The organism is Planctomycetota bacterium (genome assembly GCA_039819165.1).
Lineage (GTDB): Bacteria > Planctomycetota > Phycisphaerae > Phycisphaerales > UBA1924 > JAHCJI01.
In genome coordinates, this window is the sequence record JBCBSM010000001.1 from 935,327 (window position 1) to 950,956 (window position 15,630).

Consider the following 15,630-nt stretch of genomic DNA (forward strand, 5'->3'; position numbering starts at 1 on the left):
CGGAAGCATGCTTGGGAAACCGGCGGCTGGCGTGTCGCGTGGTGCCTCTCCGGCCTCGTCCTCGCGGCCGCGATGCTCGGCTGCCGGCACTCCTCGCTCACCGTCGTCAACGAGTCGTCCGCCTGGCTCCGCGTCACCGGCCCCCAGACGCTGCTCGCCAACGATCCGGCCCCCTTCGGTCTGCCCCCGGGCTCGTCGATCCGCCGGCCCGATTGGATCGAGACCGAGCGGCTGAGGCCCGGACCGCCCGCGGAGCTGCGCATCGAGGCCAGCGACGCGGACCGGGCGCAGCAGACCTTCTGGATCCTCCGCCTGGAGCCCCCCGGGCCCTTTCGGCTGCGGGTCCGCGGCGGGCCCGATCGGCTCGTGTTCGAGCGGATCAACGCCAGCGGCCGCGTGCTGCCCTCCGATGGGCTGGTCGCGACGCCAGATCCGCTCGGGCTGCTCCGCTAGCCGGTGACGTCCGGCCGCACCCCGGGCTCACCCCGATTTGCTTACATAGAATCCCGAACGGCACGGGCGATCGGGTGGTCGCCCGCCGCGGAGGACTCTGCCATGTTCAAGAGCAGCACCAACAGCAGCACCATGAAGCACGGCCGCACCGGGCTGACGATCATCCTGGCCGCCGTCGCGGGGATCGCTTTCGTCGCCGGCCGAGCCAGCGGACCCGACGCCCTCGGCTCCAGCGCGCTCGCCCAAGAGGGCAACCGTGGCGCCCAGGAGGGCAACCAGCCCGCGATGGATCCGTCCATGTTTGGTCGCGCCAAGCAGCACGACCACCTCGACCTGATGCTGGGTACCTGGGAGGGCACCATGCGCTTCCGCATGACCCCCGACGAGGAGTGGACCGACTTCCCCGGCACCGTCACCCGCGAGTGGATCATGGACGGCATGTTCGTGGCCGAGCACGTCAAGGCCACCGTTATGGGCATGGACTTCGAGGGCATGGGCGCCATCGGCTACAACAGCTACACCAACTCGTTCGAGTCGGTCTGGATCGAGAACCTCTCGCCGGCGATCTCGACCGCCAAGGGCACCTACGACGCCGCCAGCAAGACGTGGACCTTCGAGGGGTCGATGCACGAGGCGGGCACCGGCAAGCTGGTGCCGCACAAATGGGTGCACGACGCCTCGGACCCCCAGAAGCACACCGTCTCGGGCTACGCCAAGGACGAGGACGGCCAGTGGTGGCACAGCATGTCGGGCGAGTTGACCAAGACCTCGGGGTGAGACCGGGGTCGACGACGCCCTAGCGGTGCGCCCAGGGCTGTCCGGGCGTGTAGCCGAGCAGGTCGTACAGATCGGTGCGGCTCTGCATCTCGCCGAGCACGGCGTCGACGCCGCCGTCGCGCTTGAGCGCCGCCAGCATCCGCTCGACGGCCCCCATCGCCGCCCGCAGCGACGAGACCGGGTAGATCACGATGCGGTAGCCCAGCTCCGCGAAGCGGGCGTGGGGGATCAGCGGCGTCTTGCCGAACTCGGTCATGTTGGCCAGCAGGTAGGGCGGGTGGTCGCGGCCGGCGACGGTCACGCCCGCCATCGCCCGAGCGAAGGCCGCAAACTCGCCCTCGTCGTGCAGCCCCTCGGGGAAGATCATCGACGCGCCCGACTGCGCGTACCGCGTGGCCCGCGCGATGGCGTCGTCCATGCCCGTGACGCCCTTCGCGTCGGTGCGGGCGCACACGACGAAGTCCGGGTCGGAGGACTCCGAGGCCGCCTGCACCGCCCACTCGATCTTGCTGGCGGCGTGGTCGAGGTCGACGAGCGTCTTGCCGTCGAGGTGGCCGCACCGCTTCGGGAACACCTGGTCCTCGAGGTGCAGCCCCGCCGCGCCCGCTCGCTGATATTCGAGCACGGTGCGGCGGGCCATCTCCTCCTCGCCGAAGCCCGTGTCGGCGTCGGCGAGCACGGGCAGCGGGTCTCCTCCGGGCTCGAGCACCGTCCCGCTGACGACCTCCCGCACCGTGGCGGCGAAGCGATCGAGCGTGAGCAGCCCGACGTCGGGCACGCCCGCGGCCGCGCTCGTCGCGCCGCCCGAGACGTAGGCCGCCTCGAAGCCCGCGCGTGCGACGGCCCTTGCTGCCAGGCCGTTGAACGCACCGGGCGCCATTACGCAGCCCCGATCCATCGCGTCGCGGAGCCGGCGCCCCGGCGTTGGCGTGTTGTTCCCCATGCGGCATGCTACCCGGCAGGACGACCGAGGCCAGCCGGTGGCTCTCGGGCTGCAGGTCGGCTGGAGGCGGGGTCCGAAAACGCCGATGCCATCGAGATCCAGAGACCCGGAGCATGACCATGCCGACCGATGCCGCCCACGCCGACCAACGCTCGCCCGACGCGCCATCGGCCGAGGCCGCTCCAGGGGTGGGCCACGCCGACGCGCCGGAGGCGACGGCCCCGGTGCCCACGTCCGAACCCATCGCGAGCGCGACGCGGGCCGCACTGGTCGAGGCCAAGCCGCTGCCACCCCGCCGCAGCGATCCGTCGCTCGCGCAGGCCGTCGAGCGGCTGGAGGGCGCCCTGCGGACCATCCTGGTGGCGGTGCCCGAGCTGGAATCGCGGATCGCCCGCATCGAGAAGGCCCGCCAATCGACGCGTGCCGACGCGCTGGCGCGCCGCATCGACGAGCTCGAGGATCGCCTATCCGAGTTCGTCGCGACGGCCCAGCAGCAGCGGGCGACTCCACGCCGCACGCCCCGCGCGAAGCCCGCGGCCGACGCCCTGCGTGCCCGCAGCCGCGGCCCGTCCGCAAAGACCGGCCAGCGCAAGCCGACCTCGAGGGGCTCCCGGAGCACGGGACGATCGACCGCGAAGGCCGAGGCCCGCCGCGGCCGCCGGTAGCGCCCGCGCGAGCCTGCTATCCTCTCCGCACCGAAGGAGGGGACCCGTGTCCAGCGGCGGCTCCAGCATCAGCCTGATCGATCCCGGTCCGCACGGCTCGGATACGCCCACCGCGGTGGAGTCCGGCGTGGTCCGCGTCCGCGTCAGGCCCGAGTATCGGCCCGAGCGATCCGACGCCGCGATTCCTCGGCATTACTTCGGCTACCAGATCTCGATCACCTACGACGCGCCCGTGGGCGCACCAGTGGTCACGCTGCTCAGCCGGCGGTGGACCGTGATCGATGCGCACGGCGGCGCGGAGCACGTCGAGGGCGAGGGCGTCGTCGGCCAGCAGCCCTCGCTGCTGCCCGGGGAGCAGTTCGAGTACAGCAGCCACTGCCCCATCCGCACCCGCTGGGGCACGATGGAGGGCGCGTACACCTTCGCCGCCGAGGACGGCTCGACCTTCGAGGTCGCCATCGGCCGCTTCTACCTCGTGTCCGAGGACGCCTAGCCCCGCGCCGGCACTCGGCCCAGCGCGGCGGCGATCGCCTCGCCGCACCGCACAACGTCGGCGAAGCTGTTGTAGAGCGGCACCGGCGCCAGCCGCACGACATCGGGCTCGCGGAAGTCGGCCACAACGCGGCGATCGCCGAGTTCCCGCTGGATTGCCCGCGCGTGCCCGCCCAAAGACACCGAAAGCTGGCAGCCCCGGCGTGCGGGATCCGCGGGCGTGAGCACGCGTGCGTCCGGCGCGAGCGCCGCGAGCGTCCGCTCCAGGAAGCCGGTGAGCAGCAGGCTCTTGGCCCGCAGCGCCGGCATGCCGACGCGATCGAAGATCTCCAGCGACGCCAGCAGCGGCGTCATCGAGAAGATCGGCGGGTTGCACTGCTGCCAGCCGTCGGCTCCGGCTCGCGGCACGAAGCCGGTCTCCATCCGGAAGCGGGTCTCGGGGTCGTTGCCCCACCAGCCCGCGAGCCGCGGGAGATCGGCGTCGCGGCCGTGTTGCTCGTGCACGAAGCACCCGGCGACCGCACCGGGGCCGGCGTTGAGGTACTTGTAGCTGCACCAAACCGCGAAGTCGGCGTCCCAGTCGTGCAGCTCGAGCGGCACGTTGCCCGCCGCGTGCGCGAGATCCCACCCCACCCGCGCACCAGCGCGGTGCCCCGCCTCGGTGATCGCGGGCATGTCGAACCACTGGCCCGTGAGGTAGTTCACGCCCGAGAGCATCACGAGCGCGAGAGCCGGGCCGGCCCGTTCGATCTCGGCTAGCACGTCCTCGGTGCGGAGCGCCGCCTCGCCCGGACGCGGCGCGACGCGGATGGTGTGCTCCCGCGGATCGAGACCCCGGTGCGCGATGTGCGATTCCACCGCGTAGTCGTCCGACGGGAAGAGGTGGTCCTCCACCATGATCTTGGTGCGACTGCCCGCGGGCTGGTAGAAGGTCGCGAGCATGAGGTGGATGTTGGTCGTCAGGCCGTTCATCATCACGACCTCGCCCGGCCGACCGCCGACGAGCCGCGCCCCGGACTCGCGGAACGCCTCGTGGTAGCCGTACCAGGGCCGCCGCGAGCCCTGGTGCCCCTCGACGCCCATGCGGGCCCAGTCGTCCAGTTCCTCCTGCATCAGCGTGGGCACGGACCTGGGCATGAGTCCGAGCGAATTGCCGCAGAAGTAGGCGACCTCGGCGCCATCCTCGCCCGCGGGGATCGCGAAGTTCGCACGCTCCGCGCCGAGCGGATCCTCCGCGTCGAGCCGCCGCGCTTCGGCCGCCAGCAGTTGCAGATCCTGATTGCTCACTTGCCGGGCTCCGCGGTCTCGGCGTGGAAGGTCGCGGATCGCTCGCCCGCGGCCCGGCGTTCCTCCTGCAGGGCCGGGAACCTGTCGGCACCCAGCCCGAGGAATTCGAGCGCGGTGCCGCTGAGCAGTTGCCGCTTGGTGGCGTCGGTCAGGTCGTACATCGAGTCGATCATCGCCCCCGATCGAGCCTCGCCTAGCGGGAACGGATAGTCGCTGCCCAGCGCGACGCGGCGTTCGTCCATCATCGCGATCAGGTATCGCAGTGCATTGCGGCTGTACACGGCCGAGTCCACCCAGAACCGCGCGGGCCGGCCGTAGTCGGCCAGGTAGCTCCACGGGTTGCGCTCGCAGTCGACCGCCACGATGTCCGGCCGGCTGTTGTACCCGTGCTCGATCCGCCCGATCGTGTACGGGAACGAGCCCCCGCCGTGGGCGAAGCACACCCGCAGCTTCGGAAGCCGATCGAACACGCCGCCGAAGATCATCGCGCATACCGCGCGGGCGGTCTCGGCGGGCATGCCAACGAGCCAAGGCAGCCAGTACTTGCCCATCTGCTCGCGGCCCATCATGTCCCAGGGGTGCACCAGGATGCAGGCGTCGAGGTCCTGGCAGGCCGCGAAGACGTCCTGCACCGCCGGCTCCCACAGGTTCCAGTCGGGGGCGCCGGGCCGCTCGATGTGGCTGCCGATCTGCACGCCCCGCATGCCCAGGTCCCGCACGCACCGCTCCAGCTCGCGGATGGCGATGGCAGGGTCCTGCATCGGCAGCGTGCCGAGCGCCACGAACCGATCGGGCCGAGTGCGGCACACCTCCGCCAGGTGGTCGTTGAGCAGCCGCGCAAACTCCAGCGTGTGCTCGGGCTGCGCCCAGTAGCCGAACATGACCGGCACCGTGGACAGCACCTGCACGTCCACGGCGTTGAGCTCCATGTCGCGGAGCCGCGCGTCCACGTGCAGGCAGTTGGGCTTGACGTCCCGGAAATGCCGCCCGTCGATCGACAGCCGCGCACCGCCCGCGAAGGGACCGTCGGCGATGGGCTCGCTGGTCACCCAGCCGCCGTAGCCCGTGCGGGCCGAGAAGTCGGGCAGCTCGGGCGGCAGCATGTGGGTGTGCAGGTCGAGCTTGAACATACGCGCCCCCTCTCGGCAGTCGCGGCACTGTACGGCCCGGCGGGTCACGCGGGCGTCACAAGGCGTGGCGGCCGGCTGGCGAGCCCAGAGTTCCTGTCGTATGTTCGAAGCGAAACCCCATGCGGCATCCGGGTGCCGATGCCGACAGGAGGCACGCCATGTTGATCACGCCGCTCGTTGCCTTGATCCTGGCCGGCGCTCCCACGCTCCAGGACCACTCCGCTTCGCCGCTGGCCCGCGATCGCCAGGCCGTATCCGCCCCCGGCGAGTTCCCCCCGCCGGTTGAGCTGTACGGGCTGAACGTGCGCGTCGCGTCGCTGAATGCCTCGGTCAACGTCCACCGCCAGCAGGACGATCTAATCGCCACGCGGTCGATCGTCGTCAACGGCAGCATCCTCCGCCCCGAGCTCGGCCGGGCTCCCGACCCGGACGCGGACGCCCCGATGCCGATGGCCGCGATCCGGTCCTACGTCCAGCGGCTGGACGGCGACGGCGGCGAGATCCGCATCCACGACCCCAACAGCCGCCGGGACCACCGGCACCAACGCCGCTCGCTCAGCCAGATGCTCATGCCCAACCCCCAGATGCCCCGGGGACGCGGCTTCAGCAGCGGGTGGACGGCCCACACCGTCGTGGACGCGCTGCCGTCGCGGATCGACCGGCTGGACGCGACGCTCGACCTCGTGCGGGCGGGGCGGATCACCATCGAGAGGCTGCCCATCGAGGTCACCGACGAGCACGTGCAGATCCAGCCCGGCGTGCGGTTCCTGCTGCGCACGATCGAGCAGCAGGACCGCTACACGCGGTTCTCGTTCGAGTACTTCATCGACCGCGATCCCGAGAACGCGGGCGAGACCGCCGACGGCCTCGTGGACCTGGCGCCACTGGTGCCCGCCATCCTGCTCCGCGACAAGGACGGCAACGTCGTCCACATGTGGACGCACCTGCAGGAGGTCGAGACCCGCGACGCCCACATCTGCTCGGTGGCCGACGCGTCGGTCTCCACCCAGGCGGCCGCCCGGGCCGCATACCTGGAGGTCGTCGTGCTGGACAAGCTCTCACTAGAACGCGTGGTGATGACGATCCGGGACCTGCCGCTCGCGGGCTGACGCCGGGCTACGAGGGCACCGCTGCCGCGGCGGCCGCGGCGTGCTCCTGGAGCGCCCGCACGCCCCAGTCGCCGGCACGCAGCGCGGCGATGGCGTCCACCGCGGCCCGCGCCGCGCTCGCCGTCGTGATCATCGGGATGGACAGCCGGACCGCCGTCGAGCGGATCAGGCCCTCGTCGGTCTCGCGGCCGCTGTTGGTTGGCGTGTTGATGACCAGGCTGATATCGCCGCTCATCATCATGTCGATGACGTTGGGCCGTGCGCCCGCGGCGATCTTCTGCAGCACGGTCACCTGCACGCTGTAGCGCTCCAGGAAGCGAGCCGTGCCCGTCGTCGAGTAGACCTCGAAGCCCATGGCCCGCAACCCCCGCACGACGGGGAGGATCTCGAGCTTGTCGGCGTCCCGCACCGACACGAACACGGCGCCGCCGGTCGGCAGCGCGTTGCCGGCGGCCATGGCGGCCTTGGCGAGCGCCAGCGGCGGCGAGGCGTCTAGCCCCATCACCTCCCCGGTGCTCCGCATCTCGGGCCCCAGCACGAAGTCCACCCGCGGGAACTTCTGGTGGGGGAACACCGGGGCCTTGACCGCGAACACGCCCGGCGCGGGCACCTCGCGGACCTCCAGCTCCTCGAGCGAGGCACCCATCATCACCTGCGCCGCCAGCCGGGGCCAGGGCGTGTGCTTGCCCTTGCTGACGAACGGCGCGGTGCGGCTGGCCCGCGGGTTGACCTCCAGCACGAAGACCTCGTCGTCCTTGACGGCCAGCTGCACGTTCATCAGCCCCCGCACCCGCAGCGCGCCGGCGAGCCGCTTGGACGCATCCGCCACCGACGCGATCGTGCGGGCGGGCAGCTCGTTGGGCGGCAGGAAGCAGGTGCTGTCGCCGCTGTGCACGCCCGCGTGCTCGATGTGCTCCATGATGCCGCAGATGATGGCCCTGCCACCAGCGTCAGCACCCGCGGGATCGAAGTCGGCCAGCAGGTCGACGTCGACCTCGGTCGCGCCGGCCAGGAACTGGTCGATCAGGATGGGCGCGTCCGCGAGGCTGCCGTCGAGTCCGGCGCTGCGGACGGCCGAATCCACGTACCGCCGAAGCGCACCCGCGTTCTGGCAGATCTCCATGCCCCGACCGCCCAGCACGTAGCTGGGCCGGACCAGCACCGGATAGCCGATGCGGCCGGCGACCTCTTCGGCCTCGGCGGGCGACCGTGCGATGCCGCTCGCCGGCCGCTTCAGCTCGAGCTGCTCGAGCAGGCCGTCGAAGCGATCCCGATCCTCCGCGAGGTCGATGGACGCCAGGCTCGTGCCGATGATCGGCGTGCCCGCCAGCGCGAGCCCGTGCGCCAGATTCAGCGGCGTCTGCCCGCCGAACTGCACCACGCAGCCCAGCAGGCGGTCGTCCCCGCCCAGCGCCTCGGCCACGTTGAGCACGTCCTCGAGCGTGAGCGGCTCGAAGAATAGCAGGTCGCTCGTGTCGTAGTCGGTGCTGACCGTCTCCGGATTGGAGTTGATCATCACGCTCTCGAAGCCCATGTCTCGGGCGGCGAAGGCGGCATGGCAGCAGCAGTAGTCGAATTCGATGCCCTGGCCGATGCGGTTGGGCCCGCCCCCCAGGATGATCACCTTGCGGGCGTCCGTGACGCGGACCTCGTCGTCGACGCGGCGGGCCTCGCCCGTCTCGGCGTTGTACTCGACGACGTCGGACTCGTACGTCGAGTAGTAGTACGGCGTAGCAGCCTCGAACTCGGCGGCACAGGTGTCCACAAGCTTGTAGGCCGGCCGGATGCCCAGGCCGTCGCGGTGCCGGCGGACCTCGAGGATGGTCTCGGACTGGATGGCATCGAGGTATACGTTGGCGAGCTGCGCATCGGAGTAGCCCAGCTGCTTGGCCCGCCGCAGCACGTCGCGGGGCACGTCGCCCAGCGTCGGGAAGGCCAGCAGCTCGTCCTCGAAGGCCACGAGCTCCGCGATCTGGTGCACGAAGAACGCGTCGATCCTCGTGGCCTCGCAGACCCGTTCGATCGACCAGCCCATCTTGAGCGCGTACCGCACGTAGTACAGCCGCCCCTGGCTGGGCACCGAGAGCTTCCGCAGCAGCTTGGTGTCGTCGATGGGCCACTCGATGGGCTGCCCGTCGGCGGTCCGCAGCCCGGTCGAGCTGATGGCGTGCGACGCGTCGCCGGGCCGCGCAAAGTCCAGCACGAGCTGCTCTCGCTCGACCGCCCGCATCGCCGTCAGCCACTTGTCGTTGCGGTCCAGCCCCAGGCCGAAGCGCTTGACCTCCATGGAGCGGATGGCCTTCTGGAGGCTCTCCTTGAACGTCCGCCCGATGGCCATCGCCTCGCCCACGCTCTTCATCTGCGTCGTGAGCGTCTCGTCGGCCTCGGGGAACTTCTCGAAGGTCCACCGGGGCATCTTTGTGACGACGTAGTCGATCGAGGGCTCGAAGCACGCGCTCGTCGTCGCCGTGATGTCGTTGCGTAGCTCGTCGAGCGTGTAGCCCAGCGCCAGCCGCGCGGCGATCTTGGCGATCGGGAAGCCCGTCGCCTTGCTGGCCAGGGCGCTCGACCGAGACACCCGGGGGTTCATCTCGACGACGACGAACTCGAAGGGCTCCTCGCCGTCGTCCCGCGGCGCGGGATTGGGATTGACCGCGAACTGCACGTTGCTGCCGCCGGTCTCGACGCCAACCGCCCGCATCACCGCAAAGGCCGCGTCGCGGAGGATCTGGTACTCCTTGTCGGTCAGCGTAAGGATGGGCGCCACCGTGATCGAGTCGCCGGTGTGCACGCCCATCGGGTCGATGTTCTCGATGCCGCAGACCACCACGCAGTTGTCGCGGCGGTCCCGCACGACCTCGAGCTCGAACTCCTTCCAGCCCAGCAGGCTGCGATCGATCTGGACCTGGCCGATCATGCTCGCCGCCAGCCCGCTGGCGACCTGCGTGCGGAACTCCTCGGTGTTGTACGCGACGCCGCCACCCCAGCCGCCCAGCGTGAACGCCGGCCGGACGATCGCGGGCAGGCCTAGCTCTGCGAGGGCCTCCATCGCCTCGTCGAGGCTCGTCACCGTCTGCGACGGCGGCAGCGGCAGATCGATGCCCTCGCACACCTCGCGGAAGGCCTCGCGGTCCTCGGCCCGGTGGATCACCGTGCGGTCCGCGCCGATCATCTCGATGCCGAAGCGTTCCAGCGTGCCGTCGTCGTGCAGCGCACACGCGCAGTTGAGGGCCGTCTGGCCGCCCAGCGTCGGCAGGATCGCGTCGATGCCCTCGCCCCCGCTCTCGGGGTCGCACTCCCGCTCGATGACCTTCCGCACCGCCTCGGGCGTGATGGGCTCGATGTACGTGCGATCCGAGAACATCGGATCGGTCATGATCGTCGCGGGGTTGGAATTGACCAGAACGACCCGGCAGCCCTCGGCCCGCAGCGCCTTGCACGCCTGGGTGCCCGAGTAGTCGAATTCGCAGCCCTGACCAATGACGATCGGGCCGGAGCCCAGCACGAGGATGGAGCGAAGATCGGTCCGCTTGGGCATCCGGGTGCGGCCTCCGGGGCGGCGCCCCGCCGACGGCGGGTCGGCCTGGCGCAAAAACTCGCAGAGCGTAGGCCCGATCGCGTCCCGAATACCGTCTGGACGCACCTGCGACGCCGCATCGCGGGAACACGCACCGTACATACGCTGTACGCGGATCCCTTGGGTGGCCGCCGGAATGCGTCGCCCCCGTCCCCAGCCGCGCGTGATCGCGAACTTGTGTCAAGTCGCCGACGGTAGAGGTCGGATCTAGGAGTGGCCCCGGCAACGAGAGCGGGGCCCGGATAACTCCGATCGACAGAGGAGAGCCCCGGCATGTGCGGAATCGTCGCCTACATCGGATCGCGGCAGGCCCGCCCGCTGCTCATCGAGGGGCTCAAGCGGCTCGAGTACCGCGGCTACGACTCGGCGGGGATGGCGATCATCAACGGCGGGCTCCAGGTCGCCCGGACCGTCGGCCGCGTCGCCGCCCTGGAGAACACCGTCGAGCAGCGGGGCGGCTTCGACGGCACACTCGGCATCGCCCACACACGCTGGGCCACCCACGGCGCCGTCACCGAGGCCAACGCCCACCCCCACCGCGACGACCGCAGCGGCATCGCGATGGTGCACAACGGCATCATCGAGAACTACGCCGCCCTTCGGACCTACCTCACCGAACGGGGCCACACGTTCACCAGCGAGACCGACACCGAGGTGCTGGCCGTCCTCATCGGTGAGCTCTTCGATCCCGACAACGGCCTGGACCTCGAGCAGGCGGTCCAGGCCGCCCTCCGCGAGGTCACCGGTGCCTACGCCATCGCGGTCATCTGCGAGCGCGAGCCCGGCACGCTGGTGTGCGCACGCAAGGGCTCGCCGCTCATGGTCGGCGTGGGCAACGGGGAGTACGTCGTCGCCTCCGATCCCTCGGCCATCGTCGCCCACACCAACCAGGCCTTCCCCCTCGACGACTACAACGTCGTCAAGATCACCCGCGACCGCTTCACGACCAGCACCATCCACAACGTGCCCGTGACGCCCCGCGTCGAGCAGCTGGAGCTGGACCTCGAGCAGATCGAGCTGGGCGGATACGCCCACTACATGCAGAAGGAGATCTTCGAGCAGCCCCAGGCGCTGCGGACCTGCATGCGGGGGCGGCTCGACCACGACGAGGGCCGCGTCGTGCTCGGCGGGCTCCGCCAGTTCGCCCCCCAACTGGTCCGCAGCCGGCGGGTGATCCTGGCGGCCCAGGGCACCGCGCTGCACTCGGCCATGATCGGCGAGTACCTGCTGGAGGACCTCGCCAAGATCCCCGCCGAGTGCGAGTACGCCAGCGAATTCCGCTACCGCAACCCCATCATCGAGGAGGGCGTGGTCGTCGTCGCGGTCAGCCAGAGCGGCGAGACCGCCGACACGCTCGCGGCACTGACCGAGGCCAAGGACCGCGGCGCCCTGTCGCTGGGCGTCATCAACGCCGTCGGCTCGACCATCGCGCGCACGACCGACGCGGGGGTCTACCTCCGCTGCGGGCCCGAGATCGGCGTCGCGAGCACCAAGGCGTTCACGGGCCAGGTCGCGGTGCTCACGATGATCGCCCTGTTCATGGCCCGTCGCCGCTTCATGTCCACCGACCAGTGCGCATCCCTGATTCGTGAGCTGGAACAGGTTCCCGAGAAGATCGAGCGCGTGCTGGAGCGCAACGACGAGATCCGCCGCCTCACGCAGCGGTACGTCGAGCGTGAGAACTGGCTGTTCCTGGGCCGGGGGTACAACTACCCCACCGCCCTCGAGGGCGCCCTCAAGCTCAAGGAGATCAGCTACATCCACGCCGAGGGCATGCCCGCGGCCGAGATGAAGCACGGGCCGATCGCCCTCATCGACGAGGGCATGCCCGCGGTGTTCATCGCGACCAGGGGCAGCCAATACGAGAAGGTGATGAGCAACATAGCCGAGGTCCGCAGCCGTAAGGGCCACGTCATCGCGGTCGCCACCGAGGGCGACGAGAACATCGCCTCGCACGTCGAGGACGTCGTCTACATCCCCGACGTGCCCGAGTGCCTCAGCCCGCTGCTGGCCGTCGTGCCGCTGCAGTTGCTGGCCTACCACGCCGCGGTCATGCGGGGCCACGACGTCGACAAGCCCCGCAACCTGGCCAAGAGCGTCACCGTCGAGTAAGGGCCGCCCGAACCAGGCCTCGCGCTACCGTCCGTACCACCACCGCACGAACGAGCGCAGCCGCTCGGCCTGCCGCGGCGTCGGCGGATCCGCCGGCACCCGGAGCCGGCGGCTCGTGGTCGAGACGTGCACCGGCCGCGTCATCGCCAGCAGACCCTCGCGTCCCTGCGACGCGCCCCACCCGCTGCGGCCCAGCGCCGGGATGGGTGATCCGGGGTGCGCTGACGGGATCACCGCATCGTTGATGGTCACGGCTCCCGTGCTCAGCCGGTGCAGGTCGTCGGTGCGGCCGGCGTCCCGCGTGAACAGGCACGTGGCCAGGTGCTGGCCGAAGGAGCGGCTAAGCTCGAATGCCTCGGCCCGCGAGCCCACCCGCAGCAGCGCCAGCACCGGACCGAAGTGCTCGCCCCGCGCAAGCTCGTCCGTTGGTTCGCAGGCGACGACATCGGGCCGGAGGAGCCGCCCCTCGCCCGCCGCGCCCGCCAGCCGCCTCGCGTCGGTCGCTTCGCCCTCGTCGCACATCTGCACGGGTTGCATCGCCGCGAACTGCGAACGGAGCGCCGCCTCGAAGCGATCCGCGATGGACTCCGCCACGAGCACCCGCCTCGGCGCCATGCAGGTCTGACCCGCGTTGAGCCGCACGGCCGCCGCGATCGATCGGGCCGCAAGATCCGCGTCGGCGTCCTCCAGCACGATCGCCGAATCGCAGCCCGTCAGCTCCAGCGTGCTGGGCACGAGCCTGGCGGCGAGTCGCTCGGCGATGCGGCGGCCCACCGCCGTCGAGCCCGTGAACACGAGGTGGTCGATCGGCTCGTCCTCCACGAGCGCGACGCCGGCCTCCCGCGTCGCCGGCAGCGACCGCAGCGCGCCCTCGGGCACGCCGGCGTCCACCGCGAGATCGAGCAGCAACGCCTGCGTCCGCGGACAGCGCTCGCTGGGCTTGACCACGACGCGGTTGCCCCCGACCAGCGCCTGCACCAGCTGGATGCCCAGCAGCTGAACGGGGTAGTTCCAGGTCGCGATGATGCCGACCAAGCCCAGCGGCTCGCGCCGCATCCAGTGCCGCTGGCCGAGCTGCCAGATCGCGCCGCCCCGCCGCCGCCGGGGCCGCAGCAGCCCGCGGGCGTGTCGCTCGTGCCAGCGGCAGCTAGCCAGCAGCGGCATCAGGTCGCTCACCAGCGTCTCGAAGGAATCCTTGCCGATCTCGTCGGCCGCGAGCTCCGCGAATTCGCCCTCGGACCTCGCGATCGCGCGTCGGAAGCGGCCCACCCACGCCAGCCGCTCGCGGAGCGTCCACGCGTCCGCCGCGCTGGTGGCCTCGCCGCGCGGCGTCGCCCCGGGGAGCACGCCGCCGCTTGCTGGATGTCCCCTCGTCGGAGCCGCTGCCTCGCCCGCCTGCGCCATCGACGCAAGTATAGTGATTGCTTTGGACGCACACCCGCGGAGACCTCATGCCCACGAGCACGACCCCGGACGCCCACGCTCCCGTCGCCATCGTCGGCGCCGGCCCCGGCGGCCTCGCCGCGGGCGTGCTGCTTGCCGCCAGCGGCGTGCCGGTCCGCATCTACGAATCGCAGCCCTACGTTGGCGGCCGCACCAGCCGCATCAGCATGCAGGGCGAGAGCGGCGAATTCCGCTTCGATTGCGGCCCCACCTTCTTCCTGATGCCGTACGTGCTCGACGAGATCTTCCGCGCCGCCGGCCGGAGGCTCGCCGACGCGGTCGACCTCACGCGCCTGGATCCCATGTACCGCCTGCTGCTGGGCCGCCCGGGCGAGGAGCCCATCCGCCTCGATGCCACGCAGGACGTCGACGAGATGGCGCGACGGATCGGCGCCATCGATGACGAGGATGGGCGGGCCTTCCGGCGGTTCATCGCCGACAACCGGGCCAAGCTCGTTGCGGCCGAGCCCATCCTGCGCCGCCCGATCCGCGGCCCGCTCGACCTGCTCAAGCCCGATGCCGTCCGGGCGCTGCCGCACATCAATCCGCACAAGAGCGTGCACCAGCTGCTCTCGAAGTACTTCCGCCATCCACAGGTCCAACTCGCCGTCAGCTTCCAGAGCAAGTACCTGGGCATGAGCCCCTACGACTGTCCGAGCCTGTTCACCATCCTGCCGTTCATCGAGTACGAGTACGGCATCTGGCACGTCGACGGCGGGCTCAACCGCCTCTGCCACGCGATGGCCGGGATCATCGAGGACCTCGGCGGCGAGGTCCGCATGGATGCGCCGGTCGAGCGACTGAGCTTCGAGGGCAACCGCGCCACGGGCGTCGTGGTCCGTGGCGAGCACCAGGCCCATCCGCACGTCGTGCTCAACGCCGACGCACCCTGGGCGCTCAAGTCGCTGCTGCCCGCCGATCGCCTCGCCCGCGTCGGCGGCTACGACTCGCACGAGCGCATCGATGCCAAGCGGCATTCGTGCAGCACCTTCATGATGTACCTCGGCCTCAGCGGCGAGGTCGACCTGCCGCACCACACCATCTACGTCTCCGCTCGATATCAGGAGAATCTCGACGAGATCTCCAGGCTCGGCACGCTGAGCGAGGACCCCTCGGCCTACTGCTGCAACCCGGTGGTGACCGACGCGTCGATGGCCCCGCCCGGCTGCACCGCGCTCTACGTGCTGGTGCCCACGCCCAACCTCCGCAGCGGCGTGGACTTCGACGCCGAGCGCAACCGGCTCCGCGCCGACGCGATGGCGCAGCTCGAGCGGGTCTTCGGCATCGAGGACGCCGAGGCCCGCATCCAGTGCGAGCGGATCATCAGTCCCACCGACTGGTCCCGGATGAACATCAACCTCGGGGCGACCTTCAACCTAGCCCACAACCTGGGGCAGATGCTCCACCTCCGCCCGCGGCACCGCCTCCAGGGACTCGACGGCGTCTGGATGGTCGGCGGAGGGACCCACCCCGGCAGCGGCCTGCCCGTGATCTTCCTGTCCAGCCAGATCACCGCGAGCCTGCTGTGCCAGGACCTGGGCGTCCGCTACGCCGGCGCCGAGCACACGACGCCGGGCCTGCCCAGCACACAAGCCGCCGACGAGACGACCCTCGCCAGCGTGATGTCCTGACCGGGCCGCGT

At 70.8% G+C, this 15,630-nt stretch carries 12 protein-coding genes; 7 read left to right on the plus strand and 5 right to left on the minus strand.

Translation table 11 applies throughout. From position 1 onward, the window contains the following. Positions 1-72 precede the first annotated feature (72 nt). Together AAFX79_04165 and AAFX79_04170 are read left to right on the plus strand one after the other, a co-directional pair. A complete protein-coding gene (locus tag AAFX79_04165; GenBank protein MEO1007735.1) occupies positions 73-453 on the plus strand; it encodes a hypothetical protein in 381 nt (126 codons plus the stop codon). A 102-nt stretch (positions 454-555) separates the two neighbouring features. After that, complete coding sequence (locus tag AAFX79_04170; GenBank protein ID MEO1007736.1) at positions 556-1,230, plus strand: DUF1579 family protein; 675 nt, start codon at positions 556-558, stop codon at positions 1,228-1,230. 19 nt (positions 1,231-1,249) lie between these two features. Here the strand turns inward: AAFX79_04170 and AAFX79_04175 are convergent, their stop codons facing one another. Then, positions 1,250-2,173, minus strand: coding sequence for an isocitrate lyase/phosphoenolpyruvate mutase family protein (locus AAFX79_04175; protein MEO1007737.1), 924 nt, complete (start codon positions 2,171-2,173; stop codon positions 1,250-1,252). Positions 2,174-2,292: 119 nt separating this feature from the next. Between AAFX79_04175 and AAFX79_04180 the strand changes: the two genes are divergently transcribed. Together AAFX79_04180 and apaG are read left to right on the plus strand one after the other, a co-directional pair. After that, positions 2,293-2,838 carry a hypothetical protein gene (locus tag AAFX79_04180; protein MEO1007738.1) on the plus strand — a complete coding sequence of 182 codons (546 nt, stop codon included), beginning with the start codon at positions 2,293-2,295 and terminating at the stop codon, positions 2,836-2,838. A gap of 46 nt (positions 2,839-2,884) precedes the next feature. Further along, entirely contained in the window at positions 2,885-3,331 is a 447-nt protein-coding gene (gene apaG, locus AAFX79_04185) for a Co2+/Mg2+ efflux protein ApaG (protein ID MEO1007739.1), read from the plus strand. On the opposite strand, the gene kynU is transcribed toward apaG, so the two are convergent. Both kynU and AAFX79_04195 read right to left on the minus strand, forming a co-directional pair. Further along, positions 3,328-4,617 carry a kynureninase gene (gene kynU, locus AAFX79_04190; protein MEO1007740.1) on the minus strand — a complete coding sequence of 430 codons (1,290 nt, stop codon included), beginning with the start codon at positions 4,615-4,617 and terminating at the stop codon, positions 3,328-3,330. The genes apaG and kynU overlap by 4 nt on opposite strands. Then, a complete protein-coding gene (locus AAFX79_04195; protein ID MEO1007741.1) occupies positions 4,614-5,747 on the minus strand; it encodes an amidohydrolase family protein in 1,134 nt (377 codons plus the stop codon). Before AAFX79_04195 ends, kynU begins: the two co-directional genes overlap by 4 nt. A gap of 158 nt (positions 5,748-5,905) precedes the next feature. Between AAFX79_04195 and AAFX79_04200 the strand changes: the two genes are divergently transcribed. Further along, entirely contained in the window at positions 5,906-6,856 is a 951-nt protein-coding gene (locus AAFX79_04200) for a hypothetical protein (GenBank protein ID MEO1007742.1), read from the plus strand. A gap of 7 nt (positions 6,857-6,863) precedes the next feature. Here AAFX79_04200 and carB read toward each other — a convergent pair whose 3' ends face one another. Continuing rightward, the gene (carB, locus tag AAFX79_04205) at positions 6,864-10,394 is read right to left on the minus strand and encodes a carbamoyl-phosphate synthase large subunit (GenBank protein MEO1007743.1); all 3,531 of its coding nucleotides are present in this window, start codon (positions 10,392-10,394) and stop codon (positions 6,864-6,866) included. Positions 10,395-10,706: 312 nt separating this feature from the next. Between carB and glmS the strand changes: the two genes are divergently transcribed. Beyond that, on the plus strand, positions 10,707-12,545 hold the full coding sequence (gene glmS, locus AAFX79_04210) for a glutamine--fructose-6-phosphate transaminase (isomerizing) (GenBank protein ID MEO1007744.1): 1,839 nt from the start codon (positions 10,707-10,709) through the stop codon (positions 12,543-12,545). A 24-nt stretch (positions 12,546-12,569) separates the two neighbouring features. Here glmS and AAFX79_04215 read toward each other — a convergent pair whose 3' ends face one another. After that, positions 12,570-13,949 (minus strand): aldehyde dehydrogenase, encoded by a 1,380-nt coding sequence (locus AAFX79_04215; GenBank protein MEO1007745.1) that lies wholly within the window; start codon positions 13,947-13,949, stop codon positions 12,570-12,572. A gap of 47 nt (positions 13,950-13,996) precedes the next feature. On the opposite strand from AAFX79_04215, the gene crtI reads away from it, so the two are divergent. Then, a complete protein-coding gene (crtI, locus tag AAFX79_04220) occupies positions 13,997-15,619 on the plus strand; it encodes a phytoene desaturase family protein (protein MEO1007746.1) in 1,623 nt (540 codons plus the stop codon). The last annotated feature ends 11 nt before the right edge of the window (positions 15,620-15,630 follow it).